The following is a 24,365-nucleotide window of genomic DNA, read 5'->3' on the forward strand; positions in this document are numbered from 1 at the left end:
CAGGGCCCGAAGGGCGACAAGGGCGACCAGGGGATCCAGGGCCCGAAGGGCGATCAGGGCGAGCAGGGCGCGAAGGGCGACCAGGGCGCGGGCGTCGTCATCAAGGGAAGCGTGCCCACGCCGGCCGACCTCCCCGCCTCCGGGAACACCCCGGGCGACACGTACATCGTCACCAGCTCGGGCTCGGGCTACGCGGCCGGTGACGGCTACGCCTGGACCGGCTCGGGCTTCACCAACGTGGGCCAGATCCGCGGCCCGCAGGGCGTGGCCGGCCCGAAGGGTGACAAGGGAGACCAGGGGCTCCAGGGTGTGCAGGGCGAGCCCGGCGCGCAGGGTGCAAAGGGCGATGCCGGCGCGCAGGGCGTGCAGGGGCCCAAGGGCGACAAGGGCGACCAGGGCATTCAGGGGCCCAAGGGCGACCAGGGGATCCAGGGTGTCCAGGGCGACCCGGGCGCGGCCGGGCCGAAGGGCGACACCGGCTCCCAGGGCCCGAAGGGTGACACGGGCTCCAAGGGCGACCAGGGCATTCAGGGCCCGAAGGGCGACCAGGGGATCCAGGGCGTCCAGGGGCCGAAGGGCGACAAGGGCGATCAGGGCCCGCAGGGGCCGGTCGGCAGCCTCGGCTTTCAGCCGGTGCAGCAGGGCACCGGGCCGGGCCAGGGCACCAACACCGTGTCGGTCGGCTGGGGGACGATCAAGAACGCCGCCGGGATCGACACGGCCGCGCTGCTCCTGTCGATCGACGGCCTCGCGCAGGGCGCAATCTGGACGGATCAGCTCCTGGGGCAGTCGTTCGGCCGGAAGCGGATCGAGAACCTCGCGACGGGCGCGCACTTCTGCGCGGCGGTCGGGCTCGGCAGCTCGGGCCTGACCGCGTCCGCCGGCAACGGCTTCCAGCGGATCATGCTCAACGCGACGGAGGCGGATGTCGAGGGGCTGTTTAAGACGGGCTCGGGGCAGAGCTACTACCTCGTGCCCATGTCCGGCGTCTACAACATCACCGGCTCGCTGCGCTTCCCGGACGGCACAGGCTCGTTCTTCTACGGCTTCGGCGTCCATACCGCAGAGGAAGATGGGTCACACATGAATTGGACGTTCCGTCCGACTAATAACGGCCGGTTCGTCAGCCAGTATTCACGTATGGCCCACTTCAACAAGGGCGATCAGGTCCGGATGATCTTCTACTCCGACGCGGTCGTCGCCAACCTGCCGGTGGACCGGGCTGCGTTCCAGATCGCCCTTCTGTCCGGCGATATTGTATAATGGCGTTGCCCCAATAGAAGCAGCCATTCGTGCGAGGGCAGCAGCTACGCGAGGTCGAAAGAGCATCCTAATCTCGGTCAAGATTCGACTGAGATTTCTGATGAAAATATCGAGACACAAGCAAAGCTGGTGAAACTACAACAATTATGGCGATAATTGCGGCCAATTCAGCCGGGACTTGAATGAACATAAAAATAAATATTACAAATATACCTGCAAAGCATATCTTCACACTTCGTAAAGTCGCCACACCAAGGGTCGGGACGTCCAAAAAGAACTCACTGAGGAAGTCATAAAGACTGATCATAAAATCCATCCAATGAAGGATCGCCAACACACCTGAGCCACATGAAGGGCCGCGACCTTAGCAGGGAAGATCAATCGATGCACTTAGTCATGAACAACCCGACATCGCAGCTAGGCCCACCCGATCCGATATGCGTAATGACAAAGAAAAATATAGCAAAGAACGCTACGCCGGCTAGAGCAGCAAGAGCTATTGTCCTGACGACCGACTTCAACATGGTAGCACTCCTGCCCATGCGTCCACTGCCAGTTTTTGAAGCTCCAGTCTGCGCGCAATAAGCATGAGTTTGGATCACTACGCCCCGCGCTGCCACCAGCGGCGTCGAGGCCGCGGCGGTGGCGGCGGCTGGCTGGCGACGTAGAGCGGCGCGCCCTCGATCTGGCGCGTCTGCTCGGCGATCTCGATCAGGATCTGATCGCTCAGCGCCCGGCGTCGGGCCTGTAGCTCGGGCAGGTCGAGCTTCCGGAAGCCGGGGCGCATCCGCACCAGAAACTCCGTGTCCGGCCGCTCGACCAGCTCGTCCACTTCGAGATCGATGTAGCCGGTTTGCCCCAACTCCAGCATCATCAGGCGGAAGCTCGACGGGACGAAGATCCAGTTGTGGGCGTCGACGTAGTCGTTGTTGAATCTCAGCGACAGCGTGATCGGTAGATCGTCCAGGCCCTTGATAATCTCGACCGGCCGGGTATCGGTATCGAACCAAGCCGGCATGCCGCCTTTCAGAACGGTCCGGATCGAATACTCGATATGGGTGCGCAGCTCGTGCCGATCGCGGCGCTCCTCGAACGCGACGACTGCATCGGCCGTCGAGGATGGATGCCGGTAGAAGTCGAAGCACTTCCGCTTGTCCGGCACGGCCAGGATGACAAGGCCGTCCGGGCGCACAACGGTCCGCGCCGCCTGTAGGAACGTGACGATGTCGGGCGTATGCTCGATAACGTGCGACGCGATGAAGGCGTCGAACGTGCCGCGCTGGTCTTCCGGCAGAGCATCCGCCAGTGATCCTCCGCGCCAGATGAAGTCGACCTCCTCGATTACGTCGATCGCCTTGGCGTGGATCTCATACTTCGCGACGAGATCCTCGCGCGAAGCGTGGTCGATTATGAAGGTGTTCCAGCCGTCGCGCTTGGGCACCAGCGGGTTGTAGCTGGGCCCGACCTCGACGAGCTTGCTGGACTTCGACAGGCCGGCGAGCAGAAACGCTCGCCGGTCCGCGGGGTGGATGTCGTCGGCCATCGGACCGTCACCCGCTACAGCTTGCCGCGCCACCAGCGCTTCTTCCCGCCCGGGACGACCGTGTCTGGCGGCGCCGGCACGGCAGACACCAGCACGCTCGGGAACGGATCCTCAAGCTTCGAGGCATCGAAGCGTCTGGCCGCGTCCGTCCCCCGTCTGATCGCGATGATCGACGGACGGGTGGCGAGCTGCGTGCCACCCTCGGCGTCGTGGTGCTCAGCACGCGCGAGCGTGTAATGCACGTCGAAGCCGAGATTGTCGAAGATCTTGTTGTATAGGCCGCGCGAAAGGTGCCACCAGACGTAGTTGATCGCGCTGTTGTCCAGCGGCGTGATCGGCCGCATCATCAGGTCGTCTACCGGAACAACGTCGGTGAACGGGATCAGCACGGCTTCGCGTGCGAGGCGGGCCCAGGCTCCGATCGCGTATACGGGCTCCGACAGGTGCTCGACGATCGCGCCGGCCATGACCACGTCGAACATCTGCTCCGGCCATTCATACAGCTCGGGCATGGGCGCATACACGCACTTGGCGTTGCTGTTGTACTTATACCATGCGTGCCACCAAGAGTTCTTTATCGGGATTAGGTTGTGGATCGTCCACGTATTTTTGAATTGTCGGATGTCCCTGTATGACAGGCTGTCTGAAAAAGGGACGTGCCTAAACTCGTCGGTCGAAGCCGCATCCAAGCCCGTGACTTGCGCGCCGGCCTTCTCAGCATTGAAGGCCAGGAAGCCAGAAGCTGTGCCTACATCCAGGACAGACTTTGCCGTGAGATCGTACCCGCCGATGTACTGACTAAAGTCCGCGATAGTCCAGCTACCACGAACAGTGTCTCCGTCCGGAAACTTCATGGTGTGATACCAATACGAACGCTCGTTTAGAGCGTTAGCCCAGGGGGCTTCGTATCTGGGACCTTCACTCATCTCAGCAGAACCTATGGCTGAGACGCCACACTGGCGCCATAACGGCGCTATCACGCCCCCGTTATGTCTGTCGATCAGGTTATTTAGTAGGCGTGAGGTTGACAGGTGCGCCTGCCCATGTTCGCAGCATAAGTGTCAGATGTGGGTAATCGGCACACAGCCTTATGACGCCTAGTCTTTTCTGTAGCGTTTGCCGCGCCATCCGCCAGCAGTCAGCGGCAGACCGCGGGCCCATCCCGGCAATTCACAGATCGCCTTCTCGAACCACGCGAGATCGCCCCAGCCCCGGGGCACCTCCGTGATGATCTCGTCGTGGACGTGCCCGACCACGGGGTAGCCGGCGCGCTCGGCGATCTCGATCCCGTTGTCCAGGAGATCGAGCGCGATGGCCTGGACGATGTTCTCGAAGGTGAGGCCGCCGTAGAGCGCGTAGCGGACGAGCTTGCGGGTCTGGCTGTCCACGCCCAGGCAGGTCACGACCGGGCGCTTCTCGCGCAGCTCTGGCGTCAGGGCCTTGTCGGCCCACGGCACCTCCACCTCGCGGATCGAGGGCGCCCCGTAGGCGAGGCACCGGCCGGACGGCAGCCGGCACCACAGGAAGCCCCGGGCGACCAGGAACGACACCTTGAGCGCCGTCACCTTCGTGCCGGGCGACACGACCGCCTCGCGCGCGGCGGCCTCCAGCTCCTTCCAGCTCGCGACGATCGCCGGGTGCGTGGCGCGCCAGCCGATCTTGACCAGCTCGGCGCCCATCCACTCCTCCCGGGTGAGCTGCTTCGTCAGCAGCTCGCCGCGTTCGCAGCACTCCTCATAGCGCTTGGCGGCGCGCTCGCGGCGCTCCGGGTCCGCGGCCTCCCAGGCAGGGCCGAAGATGGGCCCGAGCTTCATCGCGTAGTTCCGGGCCATGCTCCGGAAGGCGCCGACGCCGCCCTGGTAGCCCAGGCTCAGCTCGGACACCTTGCCTACCTGCCGGCGCTTGTCCTTCTTCGTCAGCAGATCCGTGGTCGTGTTGAAGATGCCGGCCGCGGCCCGCCGGTACATATCGGGCAGGCTCGGGTCGGCGATCAGGTCGAATAGCGCCTTGACCTTCCACTCCTCGCCGGCAAACCACGCCTGAATTGAGCCCTCGATACCGCTGTAGTCCGCGGCGAGCAGCTCCTTGCCCGGGTCGGCCCAGATGAAGCCGCGAATGCTGTCCGAGAGCAGCGGGAGCGGCTTGCCCAGCTCCTCGCCGTAGAGCATCTCCAGCCACTCGACGTTCGACTTCCGGATCGCGTCGAACAGGTCGCGCGGGTCGAGGTGCGCGTCGTCGAACACCTTGCGGGGCCGCGGCAGGTTGTGGACCTGGGCGCCCGTCGAGCTGTAGCGGCCGGTGCCGGCGGCCCGGAACAGGAAGGCGCCCCGGATGCGGCCGTCCTGGCCGGCGCGGGACAGGAACGCCTTGATCTTGGCCGTGGAGGCCTTGGCGTAGTCGCGGCGCAGCTCCAGCGCCTTCCGGACCAGCGGCGGCAGGTCTTCCCGCTCCAGCAGGTCGTCCATGTCGGCCTTGCCCAGGCTGGCGATCTCCTCGCCCTCCCCTTCCGGCAGCACGCCGTCGAAGAACTCCAGGGCGGCCTGCATCGCCGGGCCCTGGCCGAGCCGGACGGCGCACCAGTCCTTGAGCTTGGCGACCTGGGAGCAGGCCTCGACCTCCCCTTCCGTCAGGTGCCGCATCTCGCGATCCAGCCGAAGCTTCGCCCGGTCGACCAGGAGCAGCGCGGCCTTGGCGCTCTCCACGTCGATCCGTAGGCCGCGGTCGTTGATCTGCTCGGACCGCCAGTAGGCCTCCTGGCACTCGGTCCGGAGCGGTATCATGCGCCGATCGGCCGCCTGCTCCGTCAGCACGTCCACGTCGCAGTAGTCGTGGAAGCGCTCGAAATCCTCCGGGAAGTCGGCCGGCTCGTGAAAGAGCGCCGGCATGGGCCCGCCCTGGTAGCGCTCCAGGTCGGCCTTCGTGACCTTCCGCGGCTTCGAGAAGCGGTCGATCAAGGTCTTGCCCGTCTTGTCCTTCTGGACCGACAGGTTGAGCACCACTCCAAGCCCATCCAGGTCGCGCGGGAGCGACAGGGCGGCGGCGGTGGCGGCCGTGCAGCGGAACTGCCGGAGGCGAACCGCCGGCCAGCCGTAGCGCTTCGACAGGATCATCTGCCACAGGAGCCGCTCGAAGCCGGCGTTGTGCGCGACGATCGTCCCGCCCTTCTCGACGTGGGCGACGATGTCGTCCGGGCACGGCTCCGGCGGGCGCCAGCGGCGGACCGGGCCCCCGTCGATCGTGTAGCTCGCCATCAGGGGCGCCGTCTCCGGGTGCTCCATGTAGCGGTAGACGCCCTCGACCTTGAGGTTGACGGGCGAGCGGGTCTCGAAGTCGATCTCCAGGCCGGACATCAGTCGAACAGGCCCGCGCCCTCGGGTTCGGCCGGCGCCTGCCGGTCCGCGAGCGTCATGTCCTCGCGCAGGTCGCCCTCGGGGGCGGGCTCGTCGTCGAACAGGCCGGCGGGCGCCGGAGCGCCGATCCGGGCCCAGGCCCCGAGCGCCTTCATGACCGCCTCCAGGGCGTCTGCCTCGATCTCGACGTGGAAGCCGCTGGACTTCGCGAAGCGGCTGGAGGCCTGCCACATGCGGTTGTCCGTGCCCACGCGGGTCAGGTTGAGGCTCAGCAGCCCGTTGTCGAGGGCGGCGCGGTAGGCGTCGTGGAGGTAGCCGGGGGTGTCGTCTGCATCGAACATGGCAGGCATCCTTGCTTCGGAAACAGGACCGCCCCGGCGGACCGGGGCGGGGCGGGTCGATCAGCCGTGGAGGGTGACGAAGAAGGCCAGGGCGTAGCCGGCGATCATCAGGCCGGCGGCGAACACCACGGCGCAGAAGCCGCAGCCGCCCCGGACCTTGCGAGTGGGCGCGGTCATGCGAAGAAGTTCTCCATGCCGAGCGCTTGGCAGTACAGTTCGAGTACCGCAGCCTCCTCCTGCATCTCGGAATGATCGCGCGAACGGATCCGCAAGATCTTCCGGATGGTCTTGGCGTCGAAACCACGGCCCTTTGCTTCGGCCATGACTTCCTTCATGTCGCCCATGATGCCCGCCTTCTCCTCGGCGAGGCGTTCTAGGCGCTCGATGAACGAGCGAAGCTCGTCGGCAGCGATGCTGTCCGAGTTGTGGCCGATGCCGGCGTCGGGCTGCCCCTTAGCCATTGGCCGCCTCCCGCTTGCGCGCGCGGGTCGCGGCGGCCTTGCGGGCGGCCTCGCTGCGCTTGGCCCGGCGCTCGGCCTCCAGGCCGGCGTCGATCAGCACCTGGGCGGGGATCGCCTTCTCCGCGCGCAGGGCGGCGTCTGCGGCCGGCGCCTCGGTGCCCGGGGGCGTCCAGGCGACGAGCTGGCCGTCCATGATCTGCCGGACGCGCCGGGCGATCTCCCGGGAGCCCTGGTGGGGCTGATAGCGGCTCCGGCTGCCGCGGCGGCCGATGACCAGCCGATGACCCTTGCGGGCCTGCCGGCGGCGCGCGGCCCGGGGCTCGCCCGAGATCAGCTCCGCGCCCGCGGTGACGGCGTTGGTGAGCGCGGAGGACGCGGCGGCGGCCATTCCGAGCCCAGCTCCCAGGGCGGCGACGGCGAGGGACTTCATGCGTGACATCTGAGGATCTCCTACTGCGGGGCAACGCCGGACACCATGCCCGGCGTCGCATGACGGATCAGACGATCAGGAGAACAGCGCGCCCGCGCCGTCGCCCGTGTCGGCCGCCGCGCCTCCCGTGCCGCTGTCGTCGTCCGGGATCGTCTCGAAGAACTTCGAGGGATCCTGCTGGCCGCCGCCCAGGCGCTCGCCATCCTTCGCGTGCTGGACCATGCTGATCCCGATCGAGACGCCCCTGCCCTGCTCGTCGCTCTCCCAGGTGTAGGCGTGGATGGCCGCGTAGCCGTAGCAGCCCGAGTAGAGGTGCTCGCCCTCGACCGCGGCCGTCACCTTCGGGCTCAGCAGCGCCGGCTTGAGGTTCGAGGCGCAGCGGATGAAGAACATCCCCTCCAGCTCCTTGTAGCGCTCGCCGGTCGTCTTGTTCACGCCCTGCGGGCCGTCACCGTCCAGGATCGGCTGCTTGATGACGCCGTTCTTGAGCAGGTCGACCGCCTTCTCGCCCCACTCGGCCTTGGCGGCCTGGATCACGGCCGCCTTGATCGCCGACAGGTCGGCCGACTTCGGATAGAGCAGGTTCACCTCGTACTTGAGCTTGTCCGGGTTCTTCTTGTTCGCCCGGGGCTTGTAGAGGTTCACGCGGGACAGACGGGCCAGCGGGGAGCGAAAATCTTCGGTACGGGAAGTCATATTGTGTCCTTTCAGTCGTCAATCACGTCGAATAACAGGTGAGCCTTCGGTTGGACCGGAGTGCGCACCGTCTTATCCTGCCGGACCAGGGATGTTCCGGCAGTGGGCACCGTCGAGTGTCTCTCGACGAGCTTGGCGAGATCCGGGCCGAGCGCCTTGCGTACTTGCTTAGGCGTTCTCAGCTTCGGAGCATTCTGGTATTCGCTAAGGGGCAGCTCGGCCCACTCGCACGCGGCGATCACGTCGGCCTCGGCGCCGTCGTTCCAGCGCTCGCGCCCGACCTTGGCGACGAGCTGATAGTTCGGGATCTCGACGCCGGCCTCCGCTTCCGCGTGGGCGTGGGCCCGCACGGCGTTGAGCCAGTTCTGGATCATGTCGGCCCGGTCGAGGATCTCGGCGACCTCGGCCGGCGTGAGCTTGCCGACCGTGTTCTCCTGCTCGACGCCGCTCTCATCCTTGAAGAACAGGAGCGCCTTCGACTTCGCGGCGACCGCCAGGGCCGGGCAGGACCCGGCGCACGGGCAGAACGTGCAGTGATCGCCGGGGTGCAGGAACCGCTCGGCCCACTCGTCAAAGGACCCATCCTCGGACCCGTTCGAGCCGTAGGTGTCGTCGGCCAGCTTCGCGAGCCGCATCGCCGCCAGCAGCTCGGTCGTCCAGTCGATCAGGTCGGTGACGTGGAAGGTCTCCGAGCGGATGGGCCCGTCCCGGTGCGGCGCCCGGGGCTGGACGATCGTGACCTTGACCTCCTGGATGTCGAGCCCAGGGTTGTTGAGCACGGCGCCGAGCGCGTAGGTCCGGGCCTGCTTATTGCCGAGCGCCTCGACCACGATGCCACGGCCGCCTTTGAGATCGACGACCTCCAGGAGCTGCTCGCCGTCGTGGTAGATGACGGTGTCGGCCGTGCCGCCGGCCTCGAAGGGCGGGTTGATCGCGTCGAGCTTGAAGCGCTGCTCGATCCACGTCGGCTTGAGCCCGAAGACGCCGGCCTCCATCACGTAGTCGACGTAGACCTGGGCCGTCTCGGCCATCTCCTCGTCGACCTCGATCCGGTGGCGCTTGGTCTGGATGAAGCGTCCGATCCACTCCTCGGGCTTCCGCCCGTGGCGAAGGCAGTCCTCGGACACCTCGTGGCAGGCGGTCCCCCAGGCAGCCGCCTCGCTCTCGTTGTCAGCCCGTCCGGTGCGACCGGACAGGGCGAGGCTGCCGGCGCACGCCCAGAGCCGGGCGCTTGCGCTGGCGGACCATTGCGCATGATCCCGCTGGGCGTGGCCGGCGGACATCAGGCGACGGCCTTCGTGCGGCCGTAGGGGTTCTCGGCGATGGCCGCGCGGAGCGCTCGGGTGGCCTTCTCGATCTCCTCATCTGGCACCTTCGAGAAGGCGGGGTAGCCGATGATCTTCGGCCCGTCCTCCTGGGCCGCGGCCATGCCGTACAGCTTGGCGTACTCGCCGCCCGCGTTGCGCATGACGTTCCGGTCGAACACCTCCGTGGGCTCGACCTTGGCTTCCTCGGCCTTGGCCTCGACGACCTTCTCGCTCTCGGCCGCTTCGTCGGCGGCGTCGGCAGCCTTCACCTCGGGGGCGGGCTCGGGCGGGGCGGCCGGGGCGGGCTTGTCCGCCTTCTTCCGGGTCGACTTCGCCGGCTCCTTCGCGGGCTCGGCCGTCTGGCGAGTGTCGGATGACGCATCAGACATGCCGGTCGCGAGTGCGGCGGCCGACGTGTCGGTCCCCCGCGACATGCCCATGCTGCCCGCCAGCGTTAAGATCTCGCGGATCGCCTCGGAAGCGTTGTCGCCGTTGATGGTGATCGAAATGCTCACTGGAGAACCTCTTTGATTGAAGCGACTTTGCGCACTAACACCGCAGTCAAGGCCTCGTCTATAGAGCCCGCGAGCGCGGCTACTCTCACCAAACACTGAGCCTTCTGGCCGTGGTTAGTGATCCGGAGCGCGGCCTGCTTCATGTCTTTCGGAGCAAAGCTTTGCTCAACGAAGATCAGGTCGCGCGAAACTGATAGGTCGATCGCCTCGCCCGCGGCGATGATCTGACCGATGAACACCTGGGAGCGATTGTTCTGGAAGGCCTCGATCACGCCGGCCCGCTTCGCCGCCGGGGTCGAGCCGTCCAGGACGACCGGGTTGTAGGCCTTGAGCAGGCCACGGAGCGCCTCGATCGCCCCCGTGTGCCAGCACATCAGGACGACGCAGTGCATCTTCCCGGTCTCGATCTCCTCCTTCACCAGCTCGGCGACCGCATGGGCCTTGGCGATGCCCGTCACGCGCCGGAGCGTGCCCAGGTGGTGCTCCAGCGCCTTCGTGTCGCCGGTCTCCGCGGCGTCGAGGATCTCGTCGGCCTCGGGCAGCTCGGCCAGCGCGGCCCGGATCGCGGCCGTGCCGACCGCACCGCCGTCGAGCGCCAGGGTGGAGAAGATGGGCTCGCGGATCCCCACGTCCTGCTGGGTCCGGCGCAGGAGCAGCCCGTCGAGGCGCTGGCGCAGCTCGACCTCGTTCTTCCCGCGCTTGACGATCGGCTTCCACTCGCCGGCCACGAACTTGTGGCGGACGACGCAGTAGCGGCCCATGAAGTCGTCGAAGCTCAGATCGCTCACCCGCTCCGGCGCCAGCGTCCGGAGCATGGGCCAGAGATCGAGGGGGCTGTTCGGCATGGGCGTGCCGGACAGACAGAATGTCCGGTCGGCCGCGTCCGCGAGCGCCATAGCCGCGACGGTCCGCTTCGCCTCGAAGCTCTTGGCGTAGTGGCTCTCGTCGAGCACGACCAGCTCGGGGCGCCAGTCGAGCAGATGGGCCTGCTGCTGCTCGTTCCCGACCGTCGACCAGCCCACGACCGCCACGTCGGTCTGCGGCTGCACGCGGCCGGCCGTGCCCATCATGACCTGGACCTCCCGCGGGAAGGCCTGCCACTCGCGCACCTCGCGGCCGAAGTTGAACCGCCCCGACGCCGTCGTGACGACCAGGACGCGCCGGGCCATCAGGAAGTCGAGCGCCAGGATCGAGGCGCCCGTCTTGCCGACGCGAGGCTCGTCGGCCAGCAGCAGGCCTCCGTTCGCGAGGAACTGGCCGCCGACGATCTGGTGCGGGAGCGGGACCGGTTGCATCAGATGCCGGCCTTCTCGATCACTTCACCCAGGTAGGCGAACAGGGCGCCGAGCCGGCCGGTCACGTCGACCCGGACAGGCTGTCCGCCGGCCGGCACGACCAGCAGGTAGTGGCGCTCGCCGTCGCGGAACGCGGAGACCAGATCGGCCTGGACGGTGTTGGCGGCGTAGCGGCTGGGCTCGCGCGGGGCGTCTGCGAAGGCCTCCAGGCGCAGTAGAAGCGCCTCGCGCTCGCGGGGGCTTAGCGTGCCCATCCCGGGAGCGTTGGGCTCGGACCGGCGCGCCCCGGATAAGCGGGCGTCGGCGCGGTGCGGGGCCGGCTGGGAGAAGTCAGGCAAACAGGTCATTGGCGCCCTCCTGGAGCCGTCCGTACTCAGCGATCAGCGCGGCCTCGGCGAAGTCGGGCCGGCGGACGCGGAACTCCTTCGCGAGCGCCGGCCAGCGGCGCATCGCCTCCATGCGGGCGTCGTCCTTCCCGCCCTTGATCTTGAGGGCCTTCTTCCAGACCTGCGGCGGCACCCGCGTGTGTCTGATGCGCAGGCCCATCAGCAGGTATTCCGGGGCTCCAGCGGCCCTTCCGAAGTTGAAGGCAGCAGACGCCGACTGACCATCCATCCCGCCGACCTGCTCCAGATAAGCTACGTCGGGTGACAGATCAGACAGCAGGTCCATAAGGGCGAAGCCGTCGACTTCGTCCTTATCGCTCCCACCACGCCGCACCGTGAGGCGCGGCATGTCGAAGATGCGTACAGCGTGGTTCTCCACGAGCGCTAGGGCCCCCTTTGCCCCGGGATCCACACCTAGGATGCGCATTAGCCGAAGGCCTGCACGTCTAGATGTGCGACATCTTTTCCCTCGAATATGCCTGGAAATTTCGCACCGTTGCCCCGAACGATGGCTTCTAGGATTTCGTTCACCACTTGTTCCGTCGGAAAGTTGACGATCCGATCCTCGGTGGTGGCGTCCAAGAGGCTGATGCACATTTCGCGGAGCAGAGCATTACGGGTGTGCATCGCAATGCTCTGGATCTCATCCCTAGCTTCCGCTAAGATCGGACCAGCTATCCAGGAAGTCTTCGCCATCTCAAGGACGGGCGCGAAACGCCAATAGAATGCGCATTCCGACTGTAAGCTCACGGCTCACCTTCCTAGCTCTAGCGACACAAAACGAGAACAGTGACATATAGCGCGATTGCGCTCATCACGGAAGCGTTAGCGGTCCAGGTACGGAAGCAGACTGACAGGCTTTCCGTGCTCCAGCTCCAGCATGCCGAGTAGGACAGGAAGCCACGCGCCCGGCACGGACCCGCGACGCCACCATTTCTCGGCGGTGTCCGCGGCCGGCGGCTCGAAGCCGTAGGCCGTGAGCAGGCTGCGCATGGTCGTGCAGTCCGGGAAGTGGGCCTTGAGGAACTTCGTGCTGTTGAACCCGGCCATGGCCCCTCCCGTCCGTTGGATCAGACAGGTAACGGACATATTGTCCGGCGTCAACGGTCGGATTTGCGCTTTCGGACAAAATGTCTTACGACGGTGTTGCGGCGCCACTGCCGCGAGGATCAGGACGTGATGATCGCGAACACAGAGGATATGTCTGGTGGGTCCGGGCATGACGAGCCCGTGCGCGAGCCCAGCTTCCAGCCGCAGGACGACAACGTCCGGAAGAACAAGCTCCACATGATCGCAGGCCGCATCGCGGAGCTGCGCCGGGATCGAGGCTGGACGCAGGCCGAACTGGCGCGCCGGGCTGGGCTCAACCGGAACGTCGTCAACACCACGGAGAACGAGACGAGCTTCCCGACCCGGGAGAACCTCGCCCGCATGGCGAGCGCGCTCGGGATCGAGCTGAACGAGCTGACGGACGTGTTCGTCATAGAGGCGCACCACCGGGCGCCGGCTGCGCTCAGCCTCACGGAAGCCAAGGGTCGGCCGGGCTACATGGCCGTCCAGATCAACCGGATGCTCAAGACGGCCACGGCGCTTAAGATATTCCAGCTCATCGCCGAAGATGACGCAGACGCTGCTGACAGAGGCTGAGATAGCCCAGAGACTGAGGTGCTCAGTCTCAAAGGTGCGAAAGCTCAGATCCGCGGGCCGCCTAGCATTTATTCCCGGCCGGCCCGTTTTAATTCGCGAGCGCGACTTTGAGCATTTTCTGGAGACTGAAATATGTCTAAAGCGCCCGAACTCAAAAAGCACGCCAACGGGAAATTCTACATCCACTGGATCGACGGAAGACGAACTCGCCGTGCGTCGACAGGCAAGAGCGAAATGGCTGCGGCTCAGATCTACTTCGGCGAGTGGCTCATCAACGAGCAAAGGGCCGCGCGCGACCCGAAAGGGGCGGGCCTAGACTTCGCGGACGTGTGGGCCTTCTATGCGAAGGAGGCCTTGCCGAAGCTCGTCTCCGGCGAGAACACCGCGCGCAGCGGCCGGCACCTCCTGGAGGCCTTCGGCGACCTGCCGGTCGCAGACATTGGGCAAGCCCATCTCGACGACTACGTGCGCGATCGGCGCGCCGGCCGCATCGGCCGGCCGGCCAAGCTCAGCACGATCTGGCTGGAGGTGGCGAAGCTCAAGGCGGCCGTGAACTTCGCGATCAAGCGCCGGAAGCTGCCGGCGACTGCGCGCCTGGAGCTGGACAGCCTGGAGCCGCCGGAGGTGCGGGACCGCTGGCTCCGGCCGGAGGAAGTCGACAGGATCATCGCGGAGGCTGAGACCCGCCGCGAGGGCGGCCGCCTGTCCCGGGCCGAACGCTTCCTGCACCTCGCGATCGAGACGGCAGCGCGGCGGGCCGTGATCGAGAACCTCCAGTGGGATCAGGTCGACCTGGAGGCCGGCGTCATCCACTACCACCGGCACGGCGACCTGCGCTCTAAGAAGAAGCGCCCGAGCGTGCCCATCTCGTCGCGCCTGCGGCCGATCCTGGAGCGCGCCTATGAGGAGCGAATCACGTCCTATGTGTTGGATACGTCATCCGACATCTACCACCACATCGAACGGATCGCACGAGCGGCAGACGTGAAGGGCTTCCACCCTCACCTCCTCCGGCACACCGCGGCGACCTGGATGGCGCGCCGGGGCGTCCCGCTCTGGAAGATCGCCGGCATCCTCGGGAACACGATGCAGATGGTCGAGCAGGTCTACGCGAAGCACTCGCCGGACGGGCTCGCCGATGCCGTGGAGCACATTTCGGCGGCCCGGAAGCCGGCCCAGGCGGTGCGCCCAAATGTGAGCGCAAACGACGATTTGGGCGCACTTTCCGTCTGATGTTTGTCAGATAGGATCAGACAGGCGTGGAGCGTTTCCTCGTCTGATCCGTCTTTTCAGTGTCTTAACTGTCTGGCGTCGCACTTCTGCAAGAATTCCGCCCCGCCCGCAAGGAATTGGCCCGGGACCGTGGGGCGTGTCACCCGGCGGTCTCCCGGTGGCGGATCGCCGTCGCCACGAGGGCGTACAGGACGACGGCGTTCAGCACATGCCAGAGCGGGTGCGTGCCGGTCGGCAGCAGCGCGCAGGCCGCCCGGTCGCCGGTTCGCGCCGCGAGCGAGATCAGGAAGAGCAGGCCGATGCTGGCGAGCCGCCGCCCGGTCCCGACGAAGCGCTCCTCCGGCCGCCGCGCGGCCGCCCAGGCGACGCCGAACAGCGCCAGCAGGGCGGGCAGGTAGTCGACCGAGCCGTTGGTGAGCCGCGCGACGTCGAGGCCGGTCAGCCCGTCGAGCAGGGGCGTGAGCGCGAATCCGAGGAGCGCGAAGCCGCCCGTCGCCGCCGCGACCCGGACCGGCGCCAAGCGCAGGAACCGCGAGAGGGCCAGCGCGAGAAAGGCGTAGATGAACAGCGCGATCGGGACGACGTCCGCGAGCATCGCCCAGTAGACCGCCAGGGTGTGGAACAGGAACGAGCCGACGCCCACCACGGCGATCAGGGCCGCCAGCCCGAGGCAGGTCCGGTCCGGCGGATCGGTGACGGCGGCGCGCCGCGCCGCGGCGGCGGCGGCCAGCAGGAAGGCCGAGTTCGACAGCGCGTTCGCGGGCTCGGCCCAGAAGTCCGGCCCGCCCCGCTCGCAGTAAGCCGACACCGGCTCGAACCAGTCCATTCGCCGACCCTACTTCCCCGTCCTTGCGCCGGGATGGCCTTGTCAGCGCGACGCGAAGCGCGGATGACGGCCGGGCGGCGACCGGAAGCGAGGCGATGCGGATCACCACCTGGAACGTCAACTCGATCAAGCAGCGGCTCCCGCACCTCCTCGGCTTCCTGGAGGAGGCGCGGCCCGACGTGGTCTGCCTGCAGGAGCTGAAATGCCAGGACGAGGCCTTCCCGCGCGCCGACATCGAGGCGGCGGGCTACGCGGTCGAGACGCTGGGCCAGAAGGCCTATAACGGCGTGGCGCTGCTGGTCCGGGCGCCGCTGGCCATGTCGGAGATTCGGCGCGGGCTGCCGGGCGACGCCGCCGACGAGCAGGCCCGCTACATCGAGGCGCTGATCTCGGGCGCGGACACCCGCCCGGTGCGCGTGGCGTCGATTTACCTGCCGAACGGCAACCCGGTGGACAGCCCGAAATACCCGTACAAGCTCGCCTTCATGGAGCGGCTGCGGCTTCACGCCCGGGCGCTGCTGGACGACGAGATCGCGGTGGTGCTGGCGGGCGACTACAACGTCATCCCGGAGGCGGCCGACGCGGCCGATCCGGAGGCTTGGCGCTCGGACGCCCTGTTCCTCGGGACGACCCGGGCGGCGTTCCGGGCGATCCTCGCCGAGGGCTACACCGACGCCCTGCGCGCCTGCGACCCGCGCGACGGGCTCTACACCTTCTGGGACTATCAGGCCGGGTGCTGGCAGCGGAATGCCGGCATCCGCATCGACCACCTGCTGCTCTCGCCCCAGGCCGGCGACCGCCTGGTCTCGGCCTCGGTCCAGAAGCACATGCGCGGGCTCGACAAGCCGTCGGACCACGTGCCGGTCACGGCGGAACTGGCGGCCGGTTAGAGCCGCGATCGGGGGGAACGACGATGATCATCTACGGCAGCAGCGTGTCGCCCTACGTGCGCAAGGTGCTCGCGGCGCTCTACGAGAAGGGCGTCGCCTTCGAGCACCGCCCGGTCGGCTTCCACGCGCAGGATCCCGGCTTCCGGGCGGCGAGCCCGATGGGGAAGATCCCCGCGATGGAGGATGCCGGGTATCGCCTCGCCGATTCGAGCGCCATCGTGGACTATCTCGAGCGGCTGCATCCGGCGCCCGCGCTGATCCCCGAGGACGCGCGGGACGCCGCCCGCGCCCGCTGGTTCGACAAGTTCGGCGAGTGCGAGCTGACCCGGCAGGTGCTGGTGCCGTTCGTCGAGCGCTTCCTCAAGCCCCGCCTGTTCAAGGTCGAGGGCGACGAGGCCCTGGCGCAGCGGACCGTCGACACGGCGCTGCCGCCGCTGTTCGACTACCTCGAATCGCAGATCGACGGGCCCTACCTCGTCGGAGGCCGGTTCGGCATCGCCGACATCGCCGTGGCGGCGCCGTTCCACAACCTGCGGCTGGCCAAGGTCGCGGTCGACGGCGCCCGGTGGCCGAAGCTCGCCGACTGGGTCGCGGCGACGCTGGAGCGGCCGTCCTTCACCGCGGCGATCGCCGCGGCGAAGAGCTGAGGCCGCTCAGCGCCGCTTGCACAGTCGAGGGCGGCTCAGCGCCGCTTGCGGATCGAGCCCACGGTCTGGAGCTGCGTCTGCGCCTCGGCGCGGTCGTCCTCGCTGGCGGCCGCCCAGTTCTTCTCGTAGAGCGCGACGATCCAGTCGTCCTTGCGGCTCTCGGCGCCTTCCCGGGCGAGCGAGAGCCACATCAGGCCGCGCACCCGCTGGACCGGGATGCCGCCCAGGCCGTTGACCAGCATGTCGCCGAGCAGCGCCTGCGCCGGGTGGTGGCCCTTCTCGGCGGCGAGGTTGAACCAGCGCGCGGCCTGCCGCGGGTCGGCCTCGACGCCGGTGCCGTCGAGGTAGAGCCGAGCGAGATTGTACTGCGCGTTGGGGTCCCCGTAGTAGGACGCCGCGTAGTTGAACATGTCGTAGGCGCGCTCGGGATTGGGGCGCACGTAGGTGCCCTTGATCCCCTCCAGGAAGTACGTGCCCAGCGCCGTGAAGGCGCTGCCCAGGACCGCCGAGTTCTGCGGATCGGGCCCGTCATCGGTGCTGGCGTCGGCGATCCGCGAGAAGAACTCGAACGCCTTCAGGTCGTCGTGCGGGACGCCGTCGCCGTCGGCGTACATCCGGCCGAGCTTCCACAGCGCAAGGGCGTGGCCCTGGCCGGCCGCGTACTCCAGCGCGCGGGCGGCGCCCTGCTTGTCGCCGGCATTGTACTCGCGCATGCCGGCGCGCAGCGCGTCCTTGGCCGAGCGGTAGCTCTTGTCGGCGACCGGGACCTGCACGGGCGTGCGGACATTGGCGTCGAGGGCGCGCGACGGCGCGACCGGCAGCGCGACCAGGGCGAGCGCCCAGGCCGCGACCGCGAGGCCGCCGACGGACCGGAACCGACCGGGATCGGCCCCGGCCGGCGCCCTGCGCCGGCTGAGGTCAGTCCTAGACGTCCGCATAGCTCTGCGTCTCCTTGGCACCTCCCGGATGGGTGACGGCGCCGTACAAGGCCGGGCCGACGCCCTGCGCGTATTTCCAGAGGTAGCCGGAGGTCGCGGTGTTGGGCCGCGCAGTCCAGGCCTTGCGCCGCTCGGCCAGCTCCGCGTCCGACAGGGCGACACTGAGCGTGCCCTGGATCGCGTCGAGGGTGATGACGTCGCCGTCGCGCAGCAGCCCGATCGGGCCGCCCACGGCGGCCTCAGGTCCGACATGGCCGACGCAGAAGCCGCGGGTCGCGCCCGAGAAGCGCCCGTCGGTGATCAGCGCGACCTTGTCGCCCATGCCCTGGCCGTAGAGGGCCGCGGTGGTCGACAGCATCTCGCGCATGCCGGGGCCGCCCCGCGGGCCCTCGTAGCGGATCACGAGGACGTCGCCTTCCTCGTAGCTGCGGGCCTGCACGGCCGCGAAGCAGGCCTCCTCGCCGTCGAACACGCGGGCCGGGCCGGTGAAGACCTGCTTCTCGGCCGGGATGCCGGCGACCTTCACGATCGCGCCCTCGGGGGCGAGGTTGCCCTTGAGGCCGACGACGCCGCCGGTCGGGGTGATCGGCCGGTTCGCCGGATAGACCACGTCCTGGTCCGGGTTCCAGGTTACCCGGTCCATGTTCTCCGCGATGGTGCGGCCGGTGACCGTCAGGCAGTCGCCGTGCATGAAGCCGTGGTCGAGGAGCGTCTTCATCAGCAGCGGGATGCCGCCGACCTCGAACATGTCCTTGGCGACGTAGCGCCCGCCGGGCTTCAGGTCGGCGATGTAGGGCGTGCGCCGGAAGATCTCGGCCACGTCGAACAGGGTGAACTCGATGCCGCACTCGTGGGCGATCGCCGGCAGGTGCAGCGCCGCGTTGGTGGAGCCGCCCGAGGCCGCTACCACCGTAGCGGCGTTCTCCAGCGCCTTGCGGGTGACGATGTCGCGCGGGCGGATGCGCTTCTCCAGGAGCTCCATCACCTTCTCGCCGGCCGTGGCGCAGAACTTGTCGCGGATCTCGTAGGGGGCCGGGGCGCCGGCCGAGTAGGGCAGCGCCAGGCCAATTGCCTCGGAGACGGTCGCCATGGTGTTGGCGGTGAACTGCGCGCCGCAGGCGCCGGCCGACGGGCAGGCGACCTGCTCCAGCTCGTCGAGGTCCTCGAGGCTCATGTCGCCGACGGCGACCTTGCCGACCGCCTCGAACAGGTCCTGGACGGTCACGGGCTTGCCGCGGAACGAGCCGGGCAGGATCGAGCCGCCGTAGATGAAAATCGAGGGCACGTTCAGCCGGACCATCGCCATCATCATGCCGGGCAGCGACTTGTCGCAGCCCGCGAGACCCACGAGGGCGTCGTAGGCGTGGCCGCGCATGGTCAGCTCGACCGAGTCGGCGATGACCTCGCGCGACGGCAGCGACGCGCGCATGCCGCCATGGCCCATGGCGATGCCGTCTGTGACGGTGATCGTGCAGAACTCGCGCGGCGTCCCGTTGGCGGCGGCGACGCCCTTCTTCACCGCCTGCGCCTGGCGCATCAGCGAGATGTTGCAGGGCGCGGCCTCGTTCCAGCAGGAGGCGACACCCACCAGCGGCTGGTGGATCTGCTCACGGGTCAGGCCCATGGCGTAGAGGTAGGAGCGGTGCGGGGCGCGGTCGGGCCCCTCCGTGACGTGGCGACTCGGCAGCTTCGACTTGTCGTTCAAACGCGTCACCATGACTTCAGACCAAGCCTTCGCAGCCGATCCCGAGGGTGCGTTGAACCGCGGCGCGTCGCCGTTCGCGAGGCGCCGGGAGATCCGTCCGCGTGCTCGGGAAGTCCTCGTTTCCGAACGGTAAACCGTTGTCGAATTTGCCGTTTACCGCGGATGTTGAGGTGGGCCCGGACTATGGCGGGATCGCGGCGTTTACGGGCAGGTCTCGGGGCGGAGCGGGGATCGTTTTACGGTGTTGCGACCCCGCCACAGCCACGCTTGCGGCCATTTCGGCGGCGACGACAAGATGAAGGACAATGGCGCGGCGCTGACGAGACGCTTCCCCGAGACGCAACTTGTCTTCGGGCAAGCCGAGGATCTCCCGGCCGCGATCCGGGCGGGACGCGGCAATCCGGCACCCGGAAAGTCGCTGTATCACTATCCCTGTGCGGGACCGGCGCCGGCAATACGCCGACCGACGGGCGGAACGACATGTCGCGCCGCCGCCGCGGCGGGTCCCGCGCGCCAATCTGCTTGTGCGCCGCGCGGTCTTCGCTCGCGCGGAACGGCGGGTCCGGCGCGCGTCCGTGGCGGCGTCGCGGGCCTGATCGAATGGAGCCCGTGTGCCGCTCTTCGCCGACGCAGGCCGGGATCGGGCGTCCTGCACCGGCACCCGCTTCGCCGCGGCGCGGCCGGGATCACGGGATCACAGGACGACGTGATCCCGGCCGGATCCGCGCTCAGGCCGCTCCGGCGTGCGGCGCCGGGATCTCGGTCGAGATGGCGTCCACCGTGCGCGGCATCGGGCTGCCCTGCCCGTCCGCGCGCTGGATCCGGACCTGCTGATTGACCGGCTGCATGTTGCCGAAGGGCGTCGAGAAGGCGATCTCCGCGGCGTCGCGCCCGACGCCGATCCGCACCAGCCCGTCGAGGTCGGCCTGCCGGGTGGCGTCGAACAGCCACCAGCGCCCGTCGAGATAGGCCTCGAACACCGCGTGGAAGTCGCTCGGGACGAGGCCGTGGGCGTAGCAGCTCACGAACCGGGCCGGGATCCCGAGCGCCCGGCAGAAGGCGGCGCCGATATGCGCGAAGTCGCGGCAGACGCCGGCGCGCTTCAGGAGCGACTCGTGGGCGGTCGTCTCGCCGTCGCTGGAGCCGGGCTGGTAGGCGATGTGGTCGTGGATCCAGTTGCAGATCTGGTTCACGCGCGCGTGGCCCTTGGGGAGCGCCCCGAACTCGGCGAGCGCGAAGGGCGTCAGCCGGTCCGAGGAGACGAACCGGCTCGGCAGCAGGAACGGCAGGATGTCGAGCGGCAGCTGCCCGATGGGCGTCTCGTTGACGGTCGCCGGGTCGGCCCGGTGCACGGTCAGGTCGACCTCGGCATTGTACTCCAGCGCGAACTGACCGGTCGGGACGTTGACCGCGAGATAGCGGTTCTGGAGATCGGGGGTCGTGTAGAGATCGCGCTTGAGGTTCGGCGTCAGGACCAGGCTCTCGCTCAGGATCTCGACGCTCTTCAGCTTCGCCACCTCCAGATTGAAGATGAAGGTGGTGTCCGAGAGGATGTTGTAGGACAGGCTGCAACCGAGGGTGTAGCGCATCGGATCTCCTTGCCGGATGACGGCCCATCCGCCGTCCAAGCAAGGGGCGCGCCCGACCGTCGGTTCCGGCTCGATCGGGGGGTCGCGGGCGAGACGGCGGCGCCGCGTGCGTCGGACGGCGCCACCGTCATCGCCAGCGCAGCGAAGCGAGCCAGAGCAGCGCGTCCCTGGATTGCTTCGCTCCGCTCGCAAGGACGGCTGAAGCGATGGAGCCGGTCTCAGCCGCGCTCGGCGGCATCCCGCGGGAGCAGCACCGCCGTCAGAGAGCGCACGCCCTGCGCGCCGTGGATGAGGACGCCCTCGATGTCGGCGGTGGCCGACGGGCCGGTATGCAGCACCGCGTAGGCCGAGCGGCCGAATTCCGGCCGGCGGTAGGCCGCCTGCACGTTCGGCACGATGTCGGCCGGGTCGAGCAGCACGACGAGGTGCTGCGCGAGATAGGCGACGGCGTTGACGATCAGCTGGTCCTGCGTGAACAGCACCGAGCCGGTCTCGGCGATGCCGAACACCGCGCGGACCACCGCCACGTCCACGTCCTCGACCTCCTGGGGCGCGCGCACGCTCCGCAGGTCGCGGTTGCCGGTCAGCTCCGGCACCGCGGAGGCGATCACCTTGGCGGCGTCGAGGCGCTCGCGCACGCCCGCGAACACGTCGGCGGCGCCGGGCTCGGCCACGCGGCCGCCCATGCGCTTCAGCCGCTCGCCGAACTCGGCGACCAGGTCCTCGCCGACGAGCGGCGCGAACAGCGGCACCTCCGGCAGCGGGAAGTCGCCGGCCGGCCGGTTCCTGCGGATACCGTCGAGGATCGCGTCGCGGGCGCTCATCGACCCGTGTCCTTCATGCGGTTCTGCTTGTACCAGGCGTGGAAGGTCTGGCGCGGCGCGTCGGGCATCTCGCGCTTCTTCCCCCAGGTGTTGAGCGGGTTGTAGACCGCGAAGCGCGGCAGGACCTTCAGGGCGGAATCCGCCGCGCCGATCGCCGCCCGGTAGGCGGCCGGGCGCGAGAGCACGGCGCCCGCGGCCTTCATCATGCCCTGCTTGAGCGCCGGGATCTGGTGCTCCTCGACCAGCACCTTCCGCCACGCGAAGATCTGCTCGTGGATGTTGATCTTCACCGGGCAGACGTTGGTGCAGGAGCCGTTCATCGTCGAGGAGAACGGCAGCGTCGAGTATTTCCGCTTGTTAAAGGTCGGATCGATGATCAGCCCGATCGGCCCCGAATAGGTCGCGCCGTAGGAGAGGCCGCCCGAGCGCCGGTAGACCGGGCAGGTGTTCATGCAGGCGCCGCAGCGGATGCATTTCAGCGAGGTCCAGAACTCCTCCATGCCGAGGCGCTCGGAGCGGCCGTTGTCGACCAGCACCATGTGCATCTCGGTGCCCGCGCGGGGGCCGCGGAAATGCGAGGTGTACTGGGTGATCGGCGAGCCCAGCGCCGAGCGCGACAGCAGGCGGATGAACACCCCGAGGTGCTCGACCTTCGGGATGATCTTCTCGATGCCGATGGAGTGGATCTGCAGCGGCGGCACGTTGCCGGACAGGTCGGCGTTGCCCTCGTTGGTGCAGGTCACGACCGTGCCGGTCTCGGCGATCGCGAAGTTGCATCCGGTCATGCCGGCATCGGCCTTCAGGATGTAGGGCCGGGTGGTCTCGCGCTGGCTCTCGGCGAGGTAGTGCGCGTCGTCGTTGTCCGGATCGGTGCCGAGCGTCTTGGCGAAGACCTCGGCCACGTCCATCCGGGTCTTGTGGACGGCCGGCGCCACGACGTGGCTCGGCTCCTCGTTGTCGAGCTGCTGGATCCGCTCGCCGAGATCCGTCTCGATGACCTCGATGCCGTTGGCCGCCATGTGGTGGCGGAAGCCGCACTCCTCGGTGAGCATCGACTTCGACTTCACCAGCGTCTTGGCGCCGTGGCTCCGCAGGATGTCCAGCACGATCCGGTTGTGATCGGCGCCGTCCTTCGCCCAGTGCACGTGGACGCCGTTGGCCTTCGCGGCCGCCTCGAATTGCTCGAGGTACCGGTCAAGGTGGCTCAGCGTGTGGGTCTTGATCTGCGAGGCGAGCTCGCGCAGCTCCTCCCACTCCGGGATGCCGTGCGCGGAGGCGTCGCGCTTCTTGCGCAGGTCCCACAGGCGCTCGTCGTGGGCGGCCTGGTGCAGCGGCGCCGCGAGGAAGCGCTCGGCGGCCTCCGACTGGTTGATCGGCCGGTCGCCCCGGATCTTCGCGCCGCGCGGCTGCGGCTCCCGGGTCTGCGGGGCGCGGATCGGCTTCGAAGCGGCTTCCGCGTGCTGGAGGCGCCGGCCGTCCGGCGCCCGCTCGCTCTCGTCGTGGCCGGCCCGCACCTCGGGGTGGATGACGCCTTCGCGCTCGCGGGGGTTGAGGTCCTCGACGCTCATGCGGCGGCTCCGTTCAGCACCTGCGCGATGTGGATGTACTTGAGCGGCAAGCCGAGCCGTTCGGCGCAGCCCTTCTGGTGCATGAGGCAGGAGGAATCCGCCGAGACGACGTAGGCGGCCCCGGCCCGGTTCTGATCGGCGACCTTGTCGTAGCCCATCTTCGCCGAGACGGCGGGCTCGAACACCGAGAAGGTGCCGCCGAAGCCGCAGCACTCGTCCGGCCGGGCGAGATCGACGAGCTCGACGCCCTTCACGAGGCGCAGCAGGTCGAGGGGCTTCGAGTAGTAGGGCTTCACCAGCTCGGTCGGCCGCGCGTGGTGGATGCCCCGCAGGGCGTTGCAGTTGGTGTGATAGGCGACCTTGTGGGGGAAGTTCGCCCAGGGCAGGTCCTCGACCTTCAGAACGTCGTGCAGGAACTCCACCAGCTCGTAGGTGCTGGCGCGGACGTGTCGGACCTCGTCGGTCTGCGGGATCGCCGTCAGGTGCTCGCGCACCTGGTGAACGCAGGAGCCCGACGGGGCGACGACGTAGTCGAAGCCGGAGAAGTTCTTGACGAACAAGGCCTCGGTCGCCGCGGCCTCGGCGTGGCAGCCAGTGTTGGTCATCGGCTGGCCGCAGCAGGTCTGGTCAAACGGATACTCGACCGTGCAGCCCAGGCGCTCGAGGAGCTCCAGGGTAGCGATCCCGACCTCGGGCTCGAAGGCGTCGACGTAGCACGGCACGAACAGGCCCACCCGCATGGTCCGGCAACTCCCTGGATGGCCCGGCGCGGCGGCCTGGAACGGTTCAAGACTGACCGAGGGTCTACCGGAAGGGGCGGCCCTTGGCGAGGTTGCCCGCTGCGTCACCGTGCCCGCTGTAACCGGGGAGTTTTCCTGGGAAGCGATGCCGCGCGCTTGATTTCCGACGCC

25 protein-coding genes and 1 pseudogene are annotated in these 24,365 nt (G+C 68.1%); 5 read left to right on the forward strand and 21 right to left on the reverse strand.

Annotated features, from left to right (window positions below; translation table 11 throughout):
• Window positions 1-1,263 (forward strand): annotated as a pseudogene (locus C4T42_RS32785) (collagen-like protein); the annotation flags it as partial.
• 601 nt (window positions 1,264-1,864) lie between these two features.
• On the opposite strand, the gene C4T42_RS24190 reads toward C4T42_RS32785, so the two are convergent.
• From C4T42_RS24190 to C4T42_RS24255, 14 genes are all read right to left on the reverse strand, one after another.
• Complete coding sequence (locus C4T42_RS24190) at window positions 1,865-2,806, reverse strand: methyltransferase domain-containing protein (protein WP_103986004.1); 942 nt, start codon at window positions 2,804-2,806, stop codon at window positions 1,865-1,867.
• Window positions 2,807-2,820: 14 nt separating this feature from the next.
• Window positions 2,821-3,660: a hypothetical protein gene (locus C4T42_RS31590; RefSeq protein WP_146074028.1), complete on the reverse strand. Its 840-nt coding sequence runs from the start codon at window positions 3,658-3,660 to the stop codon at window positions 2,821-2,823.
• Window positions 3,661-3,903: 243 nt separating this feature from the next.
• On the reverse strand, window positions 3,904-6,156 hold the full coding sequence (locus tag C4T42_RS24200) for a DNA polymerase (protein WP_103986006.1): 2,253 nt from the start codon (window positions 6,154-6,156) through the stop codon (window positions 3,904-3,906).
• Window positions 6,156-6,497, reverse strand: coding sequence for a hypothetical protein (locus tag C4T42_RS24205; RefSeq protein WP_103986007.1), 342 nt, complete (start codon window positions 6,495-6,497; stop codon window positions 6,156-6,158). Before C4T42_RS24205 ends, C4T42_RS24200 begins: the two co-directional genes overlap by 1 nt.
• 173 nt (window positions 6,498-6,670) lie before the next feature.
• On the reverse strand, window positions 6,671-6,958 hold the full coding sequence (locus C4T42_RS24210; protein WP_103986008.1) for a DUF2312 domain-containing protein: 288 nt from the start codon (window positions 6,956-6,958) through the stop codon (window positions 6,671-6,673).
• Window positions 6,951-7,397, reverse strand: coding sequence for a hypothetical protein (locus tag C4T42_RS24215; protein WP_146074029.1), 447 nt, complete (start codon window positions 7,395-7,397; stop codon window positions 6,951-6,953). Before C4T42_RS24215 ends, C4T42_RS24210 begins: the two co-directional genes overlap by 8 nt.
• Window positions 7,398-7,463: 66 nt before the next feature.
• A complete protein-coding gene (locus C4T42_RS24220; RefSeq protein WP_091928156.1) occupies window positions 7,464-8,084 on the reverse strand; it encodes an ssDNA-binding protein in 621 nt (206 codons plus the stop codon).
• A gap of 11 nt (window positions 8,085-8,095) precedes the next feature.
• Window positions 8,096-9,367, reverse strand: coding sequence for a DUF2800 domain-containing protein (locus C4T42_RS24225; protein ID WP_103986010.1), 1,272 nt, complete (start codon window positions 9,365-9,367; stop codon window positions 8,096-8,098).
• A complete protein-coding gene (locus C4T42_RS24230; RefSeq protein ID WP_103986011.1) occupies window positions 9,367-9,906 on the reverse strand; it encodes a hypothetical protein in 540 nt (179 codons plus the stop codon). The genes C4T42_RS24225 and C4T42_RS24230 overlap by 1 nt, the downstream gene beginning before the upstream one ends.
• Window positions 9,903-11,201: an SNF2-related protein gene (locus C4T42_RS24235; RefSeq protein WP_103986012.1), complete on the reverse strand. Its 1,299-nt coding sequence runs from the start codon at window positions 11,199-11,201 to the stop codon at window positions 9,903-9,905. Before C4T42_RS24235 ends, C4T42_RS24230 begins: the two co-directional genes overlap by 4 nt.
• Window positions 11,201-11,548 carry a hypothetical protein gene (locus tag C4T42_RS24240; RefSeq protein WP_146074030.1) on the reverse strand — a complete coding sequence of 116 codons (348 nt, stop codon included), beginning with the start codon at window positions 11,546-11,548 and terminating at the stop codon, window positions 11,201-11,203. Before C4T42_RS24240 ends, C4T42_RS24235 begins: the two co-directional genes overlap by 1 nt.
• The gene (locus C4T42_RS24245) at window positions 11,532-11,936 is read right to left on the reverse strand and encodes a hypothetical protein (RefSeq protein WP_139257122.1); all 405 of its coding nucleotides are present in this window, start codon (window positions 11,934-11,936) and stop codon (window positions 11,532-11,534) included. Before C4T42_RS24245 ends, C4T42_RS24240 begins: the two co-directional genes overlap by 17 nt.
• 77 nt (window positions 11,937-12,013) lie before the next feature.
• The gene (locus C4T42_RS24250; RefSeq protein WP_181049210.1) at window positions 12,014-12,283 is read right to left on the reverse strand and encodes a hypothetical protein; all 270 of its coding nucleotides are present in this window, start codon (window positions 12,281-12,283) and stop codon (window positions 12,014-12,016) included.
• 129 nt (window positions 12,284-12,412) lie between these two features.
• Window positions 12,413-12,637 carry a hypothetical protein gene (locus C4T42_RS24255; RefSeq protein WP_146074031.1) on the reverse strand — a complete coding sequence of 75 codons (225 nt, stop codon included), beginning with the start codon at window positions 12,635-12,637 and terminating at the stop codon, window positions 12,413-12,415.
• 129 nt (window positions 12,638-12,766) lie between these two features.
• Between C4T42_RS24255 and C4T42_RS24260 the strand changes: the two genes are divergently transcribed.
• Window positions 12,767-13,234, forward strand: coding sequence for a helix-turn-helix transcriptional regulator (locus tag C4T42_RS24260; RefSeq protein ID WP_103986017.1), 468 nt, complete (start codon window positions 12,767-12,769; stop codon window positions 13,232-13,234).
• A 132-nt stretch (window positions 13,235-13,366) separates the two neighbouring features.
• A complete protein-coding gene (locus C4T42_RS24270; protein ID WP_103986018.1) occupies window positions 13,367-14,467 on the forward strand; it encodes a site-specific integrase in 1,101 nt (366 codons plus the stop codon).
• 139 nt (window positions 14,468-14,606) lie between these two features.
• Here the strand turns inward: C4T42_RS24270 and C4T42_RS24275 are convergent, their stop codons facing one another.
• Window positions 14,607-15,293, reverse strand: coding sequence for a ceramidase domain-containing protein (locus C4T42_RS24275; RefSeq protein ID WP_020091887.1), 687 nt, complete (start codon window positions 15,291-15,293; stop codon window positions 14,607-14,609).
• A gap of 95 nt (window positions 15,294-15,388) precedes the next feature.
• Here C4T42_RS24275 and xth point away from each other — a divergent pair, with 95 nt between their 5' ends.
• Together xth and C4T42_RS24285 are read left to right on the forward strand one after the other, a co-directional pair.
• Window positions 15,389-16,183 carry an exodeoxyribonuclease III gene (xth, locus tag C4T42_RS24280; protein WP_020091886.1) on the forward strand — a complete coding sequence of 265 codons (795 nt, stop codon included), beginning with the start codon at window positions 15,389-15,391 and terminating at the stop codon, window positions 16,181-16,183.
• Between the two features lie 23 nt (window positions 16,184-16,206).
• The gene (locus C4T42_RS24285; RefSeq protein ID WP_020091885.1) at window positions 16,207-16,830 is read left to right on the forward strand and encodes a glutathione S-transferase family protein; all 624 of its coding nucleotides are present in this window, start codon (window positions 16,207-16,209) and stop codon (window positions 16,828-16,830) included.
• Between the two features lie 35 nt (window positions 16,831-16,865).
• Here the strand turns inward: C4T42_RS24285 and C4T42_RS24290 are convergent, their stop codons facing one another.
• The 6 genes from C4T42_RS24290 to C4T42_RS24315 all read right to left on the reverse strand — a co-directional run bounded on the left by C4T42_RS24290 (window position 16,866) and on the right by C4T42_RS24315 (window position 24,194).
• Complete coding sequence (locus C4T42_RS24290) at window positions 16,866-17,768, reverse strand: tetratricopeptide repeat protein (protein ID WP_020091884.1); 903 nt, start codon at window positions 17,766-17,768, stop codon at window positions 16,866-16,868.
• A complete protein-coding gene (ilvD, locus tag C4T42_RS24295; RefSeq protein ID WP_020091883.1) occupies window positions 17,755-19,485 on the reverse strand; it encodes a dihydroxy-acid dehydratase in 1,731 nt (576 codons plus the stop codon). The genes C4T42_RS24290 and ilvD overlap by 14 nt, the downstream gene beginning before the upstream one ends.
• A gap of 716 nt (window positions 19,486-20,201) precedes the next feature.
• Window positions 20,202-21,062, reverse strand: coding sequence for a transglutaminase family protein (locus C4T42_RS24300; RefSeq protein ID WP_020091882.1), 861 nt, complete (start codon window positions 21,060-21,062; stop codon window positions 20,202-20,204).
• Between the two features lie 218 nt (window positions 21,063-21,280).
• The gene (locus C4T42_RS24305) at window positions 21,281-21,886 is read right to left on the reverse strand and encodes an LUD domain-containing protein (RefSeq protein WP_020091881.1); all 606 of its coding nucleotides are present in this window, start codon (window positions 21,884-21,886) and stop codon (window positions 21,281-21,283) included.
• Window positions 21,883-23,454, reverse strand: coding sequence for a lactate utilization protein B (locus C4T42_RS24310; protein ID WP_020091880.1), 1,572 nt, complete (start codon window positions 23,452-23,454; stop codon window positions 21,883-21,885). Before C4T42_RS24310 ends, C4T42_RS24305 begins: the two co-directional genes overlap by 4 nt.
• Window positions 23,451-24,194: a (Fe-S)-binding protein gene (locus tag C4T42_RS24315; protein ID WP_020091879.1), complete on the reverse strand. Its 744-nt coding sequence runs from the start codon at window positions 24,192-24,194 to the stop codon at window positions 23,451-23,453. Before C4T42_RS24315 ends, C4T42_RS24310 begins: the two co-directional genes overlap by 4 nt.
• Window positions 24,195-24,365 lie beyond the last annotated feature (171 nt).

It is taken from the genome of Methylobacterium sp. 190mf (genome assembly GCF_900107945.1).
Classification (GTDB): domain Bacteria; phylum Pseudomonadota; class Alphaproteobacteria; order Rhizobiales; family Beijerinckiaceae; genus Methylobacterium.

Bases quoted from the DNA above. Each gene is read 5' to 3' on its own strand.
- C4T42_RS24210 (WP_103986008.1), bottom strand. From the start codon at position 6,958: ATGGCTAAGGGGCAGCCCGACGCCGGCATCGGCCACAACTCGGACAGC.
- C4T42_RS24305 (WP_020091881.1), bottom strand. From the start codon at position 21,886: ATGAGCGCCCGCGACGCGATCCTCGACGGTATCCGCAGGAACCGGCCG.
- C4T42_RS24245 (WP_139257122.1), bottom strand. From the start codon at position 11,936: ATGCCGCGCCTCACGGTGCGGCGTGGTGGGAGCGATAAGGACGAAGTC.
- C4T42_RS24250 (WP_181049210.1), bottom strand. From the start codon at position 12,283: ATGGCGAAGACTTCCTGGATAGCTGGTCCGATCTTAGCGGAAGCTAGG.
- C4T42_RS24225 (WP_103986010.1), bottom strand. From the start codon at position 9,367: ATGTCCGCCGGCCACGCCCAGCGGGATCATGCGCAATGGTCCGCCAGC.
- C4T42_RS24310 (WP_020091880.1), bottom strand. From the start codon at position 23,454: ATGAGCGTCGAGGACCTCAACCCCCGCGAGCGCGAAGGCGTCATCCAC.
- C4T42_RS31590 (WP_146074028.1), bottom strand. From the start codon at position 3,660: ATGAAGTTTCCGGACGGAGACACTGTTCGTGGTAGCTGGACTATCGCG.
- C4T42_RS24235 (WP_103986012.1), bottom strand. From the start codon at position 11,201: ATGCAACCGGTCCCGCTCCCGCACCAGATCGTCGGCGGCCAGTTCCTC.
- C4T42_RS24270 (WP_103986018.1), top strand. From the start codon at position 13,367: ATGTCTAAAGCGCCCGAACTCAAAAAGCACGCCAACGGGAAATTCTAC.
- xth (WP_020091886.1), top strand. From the start codon at position 15,389: ATGCGGATCACCACCTGGAACGTCAACTCGATCAAGCAGCGGCTCCCG.
- C4T42_RS24315 (WP_020091879.1), bottom strand. From the start codon at position 24,194: ATGCGGGTGGGCCTGTTCGTGCCGTGCTACGTCGACGCCTTCGAGCCC.
- C4T42_RS24200 (WP_103986006.1), bottom strand. From the start codon at position 6,156: ATGTCCGGCCTGGAGATCGACTTCGAGACCCGCTCGCCCGTCAACCTC.
- C4T42_RS24275 (WP_020091887.1), bottom strand. From the start codon at position 15,293: ATGGACTGGTTCGAGCCGGTGTCGGCTTACTGCGAGCGGGGCGGGCCG.
- C4T42_RS24300 (WP_020091882.1), bottom strand. From the start codon at position 21,062: ATGCGCTACACCCTCGGTTGCAGCCTGTCCTACAACATCCTCTCGGAC.
- C4T42_RS24215 (WP_146074029.1), bottom strand. From the start codon at position 7,397: ATGTCACGCATGAAGTCCCTCGCCGTCGCCGCCCTGGGAGCTGGGCTC.
- C4T42_RS24290 (WP_020091884.1), bottom strand. From the start codon at position 17,768: ATGCGGACGTCTAGGACTGACCTCAGCCGGCGCAGGGCGCCGGCCGGG.
- C4T42_RS24220 (WP_091928156.1), bottom strand. From the start codon at position 8,084: ATGACTTCCCGTACCGAAGATTTTCGCTCCCCGCTGGCCCGTCTGTCC.
- C4T42_RS24260 (WP_103986017.1), top strand. From the start codon at position 12,767: ATGATCGCGAACACAGAGGATATGTCTGGTGGGTCCGGGCATGACGAG.
- C4T42_RS24285 (WP_020091885.1), top strand. From the start codon at position 16,207: ATGATCATCTACGGCAGCAGCGTGTCGCCCTACGTGCGCAAGGTGCTC.
- C4T42_RS24205 (WP_103986007.1), bottom strand. From the start codon at position 6,497: ATGTTCGATGCAGACGACACCCCCGGCTACCTCCACGACGCCTACCGC.
- C4T42_RS24240 (WP_146074030.1), bottom strand. From the start codon at position 11,548: ATGACCTGTTTGCCTGACTTCTCCCAGCCGGCCCCGCACCGCGCCGAC.
- C4T42_RS24255 (WP_146074031.1), bottom strand. From the start codon at position 12,637: ATGGCCGGGTTCAACAGCACGAAGTTCCTCAAGGCCCACTTCCCGGAC.
- C4T42_RS24190 (WP_103986004.1), bottom strand. From the start codon at position 2,806: ATGGCCGACGACATCCACCCCGCGGACCGGCGAGCGTTTCTGCTCGCC.
- ilvD (WP_020091883.1), bottom strand. From the start codon at position 19,485: ATGGTGACGCGTTTGAACGACAAGTCGAAGCTGCCGAGTCGCCACGTC.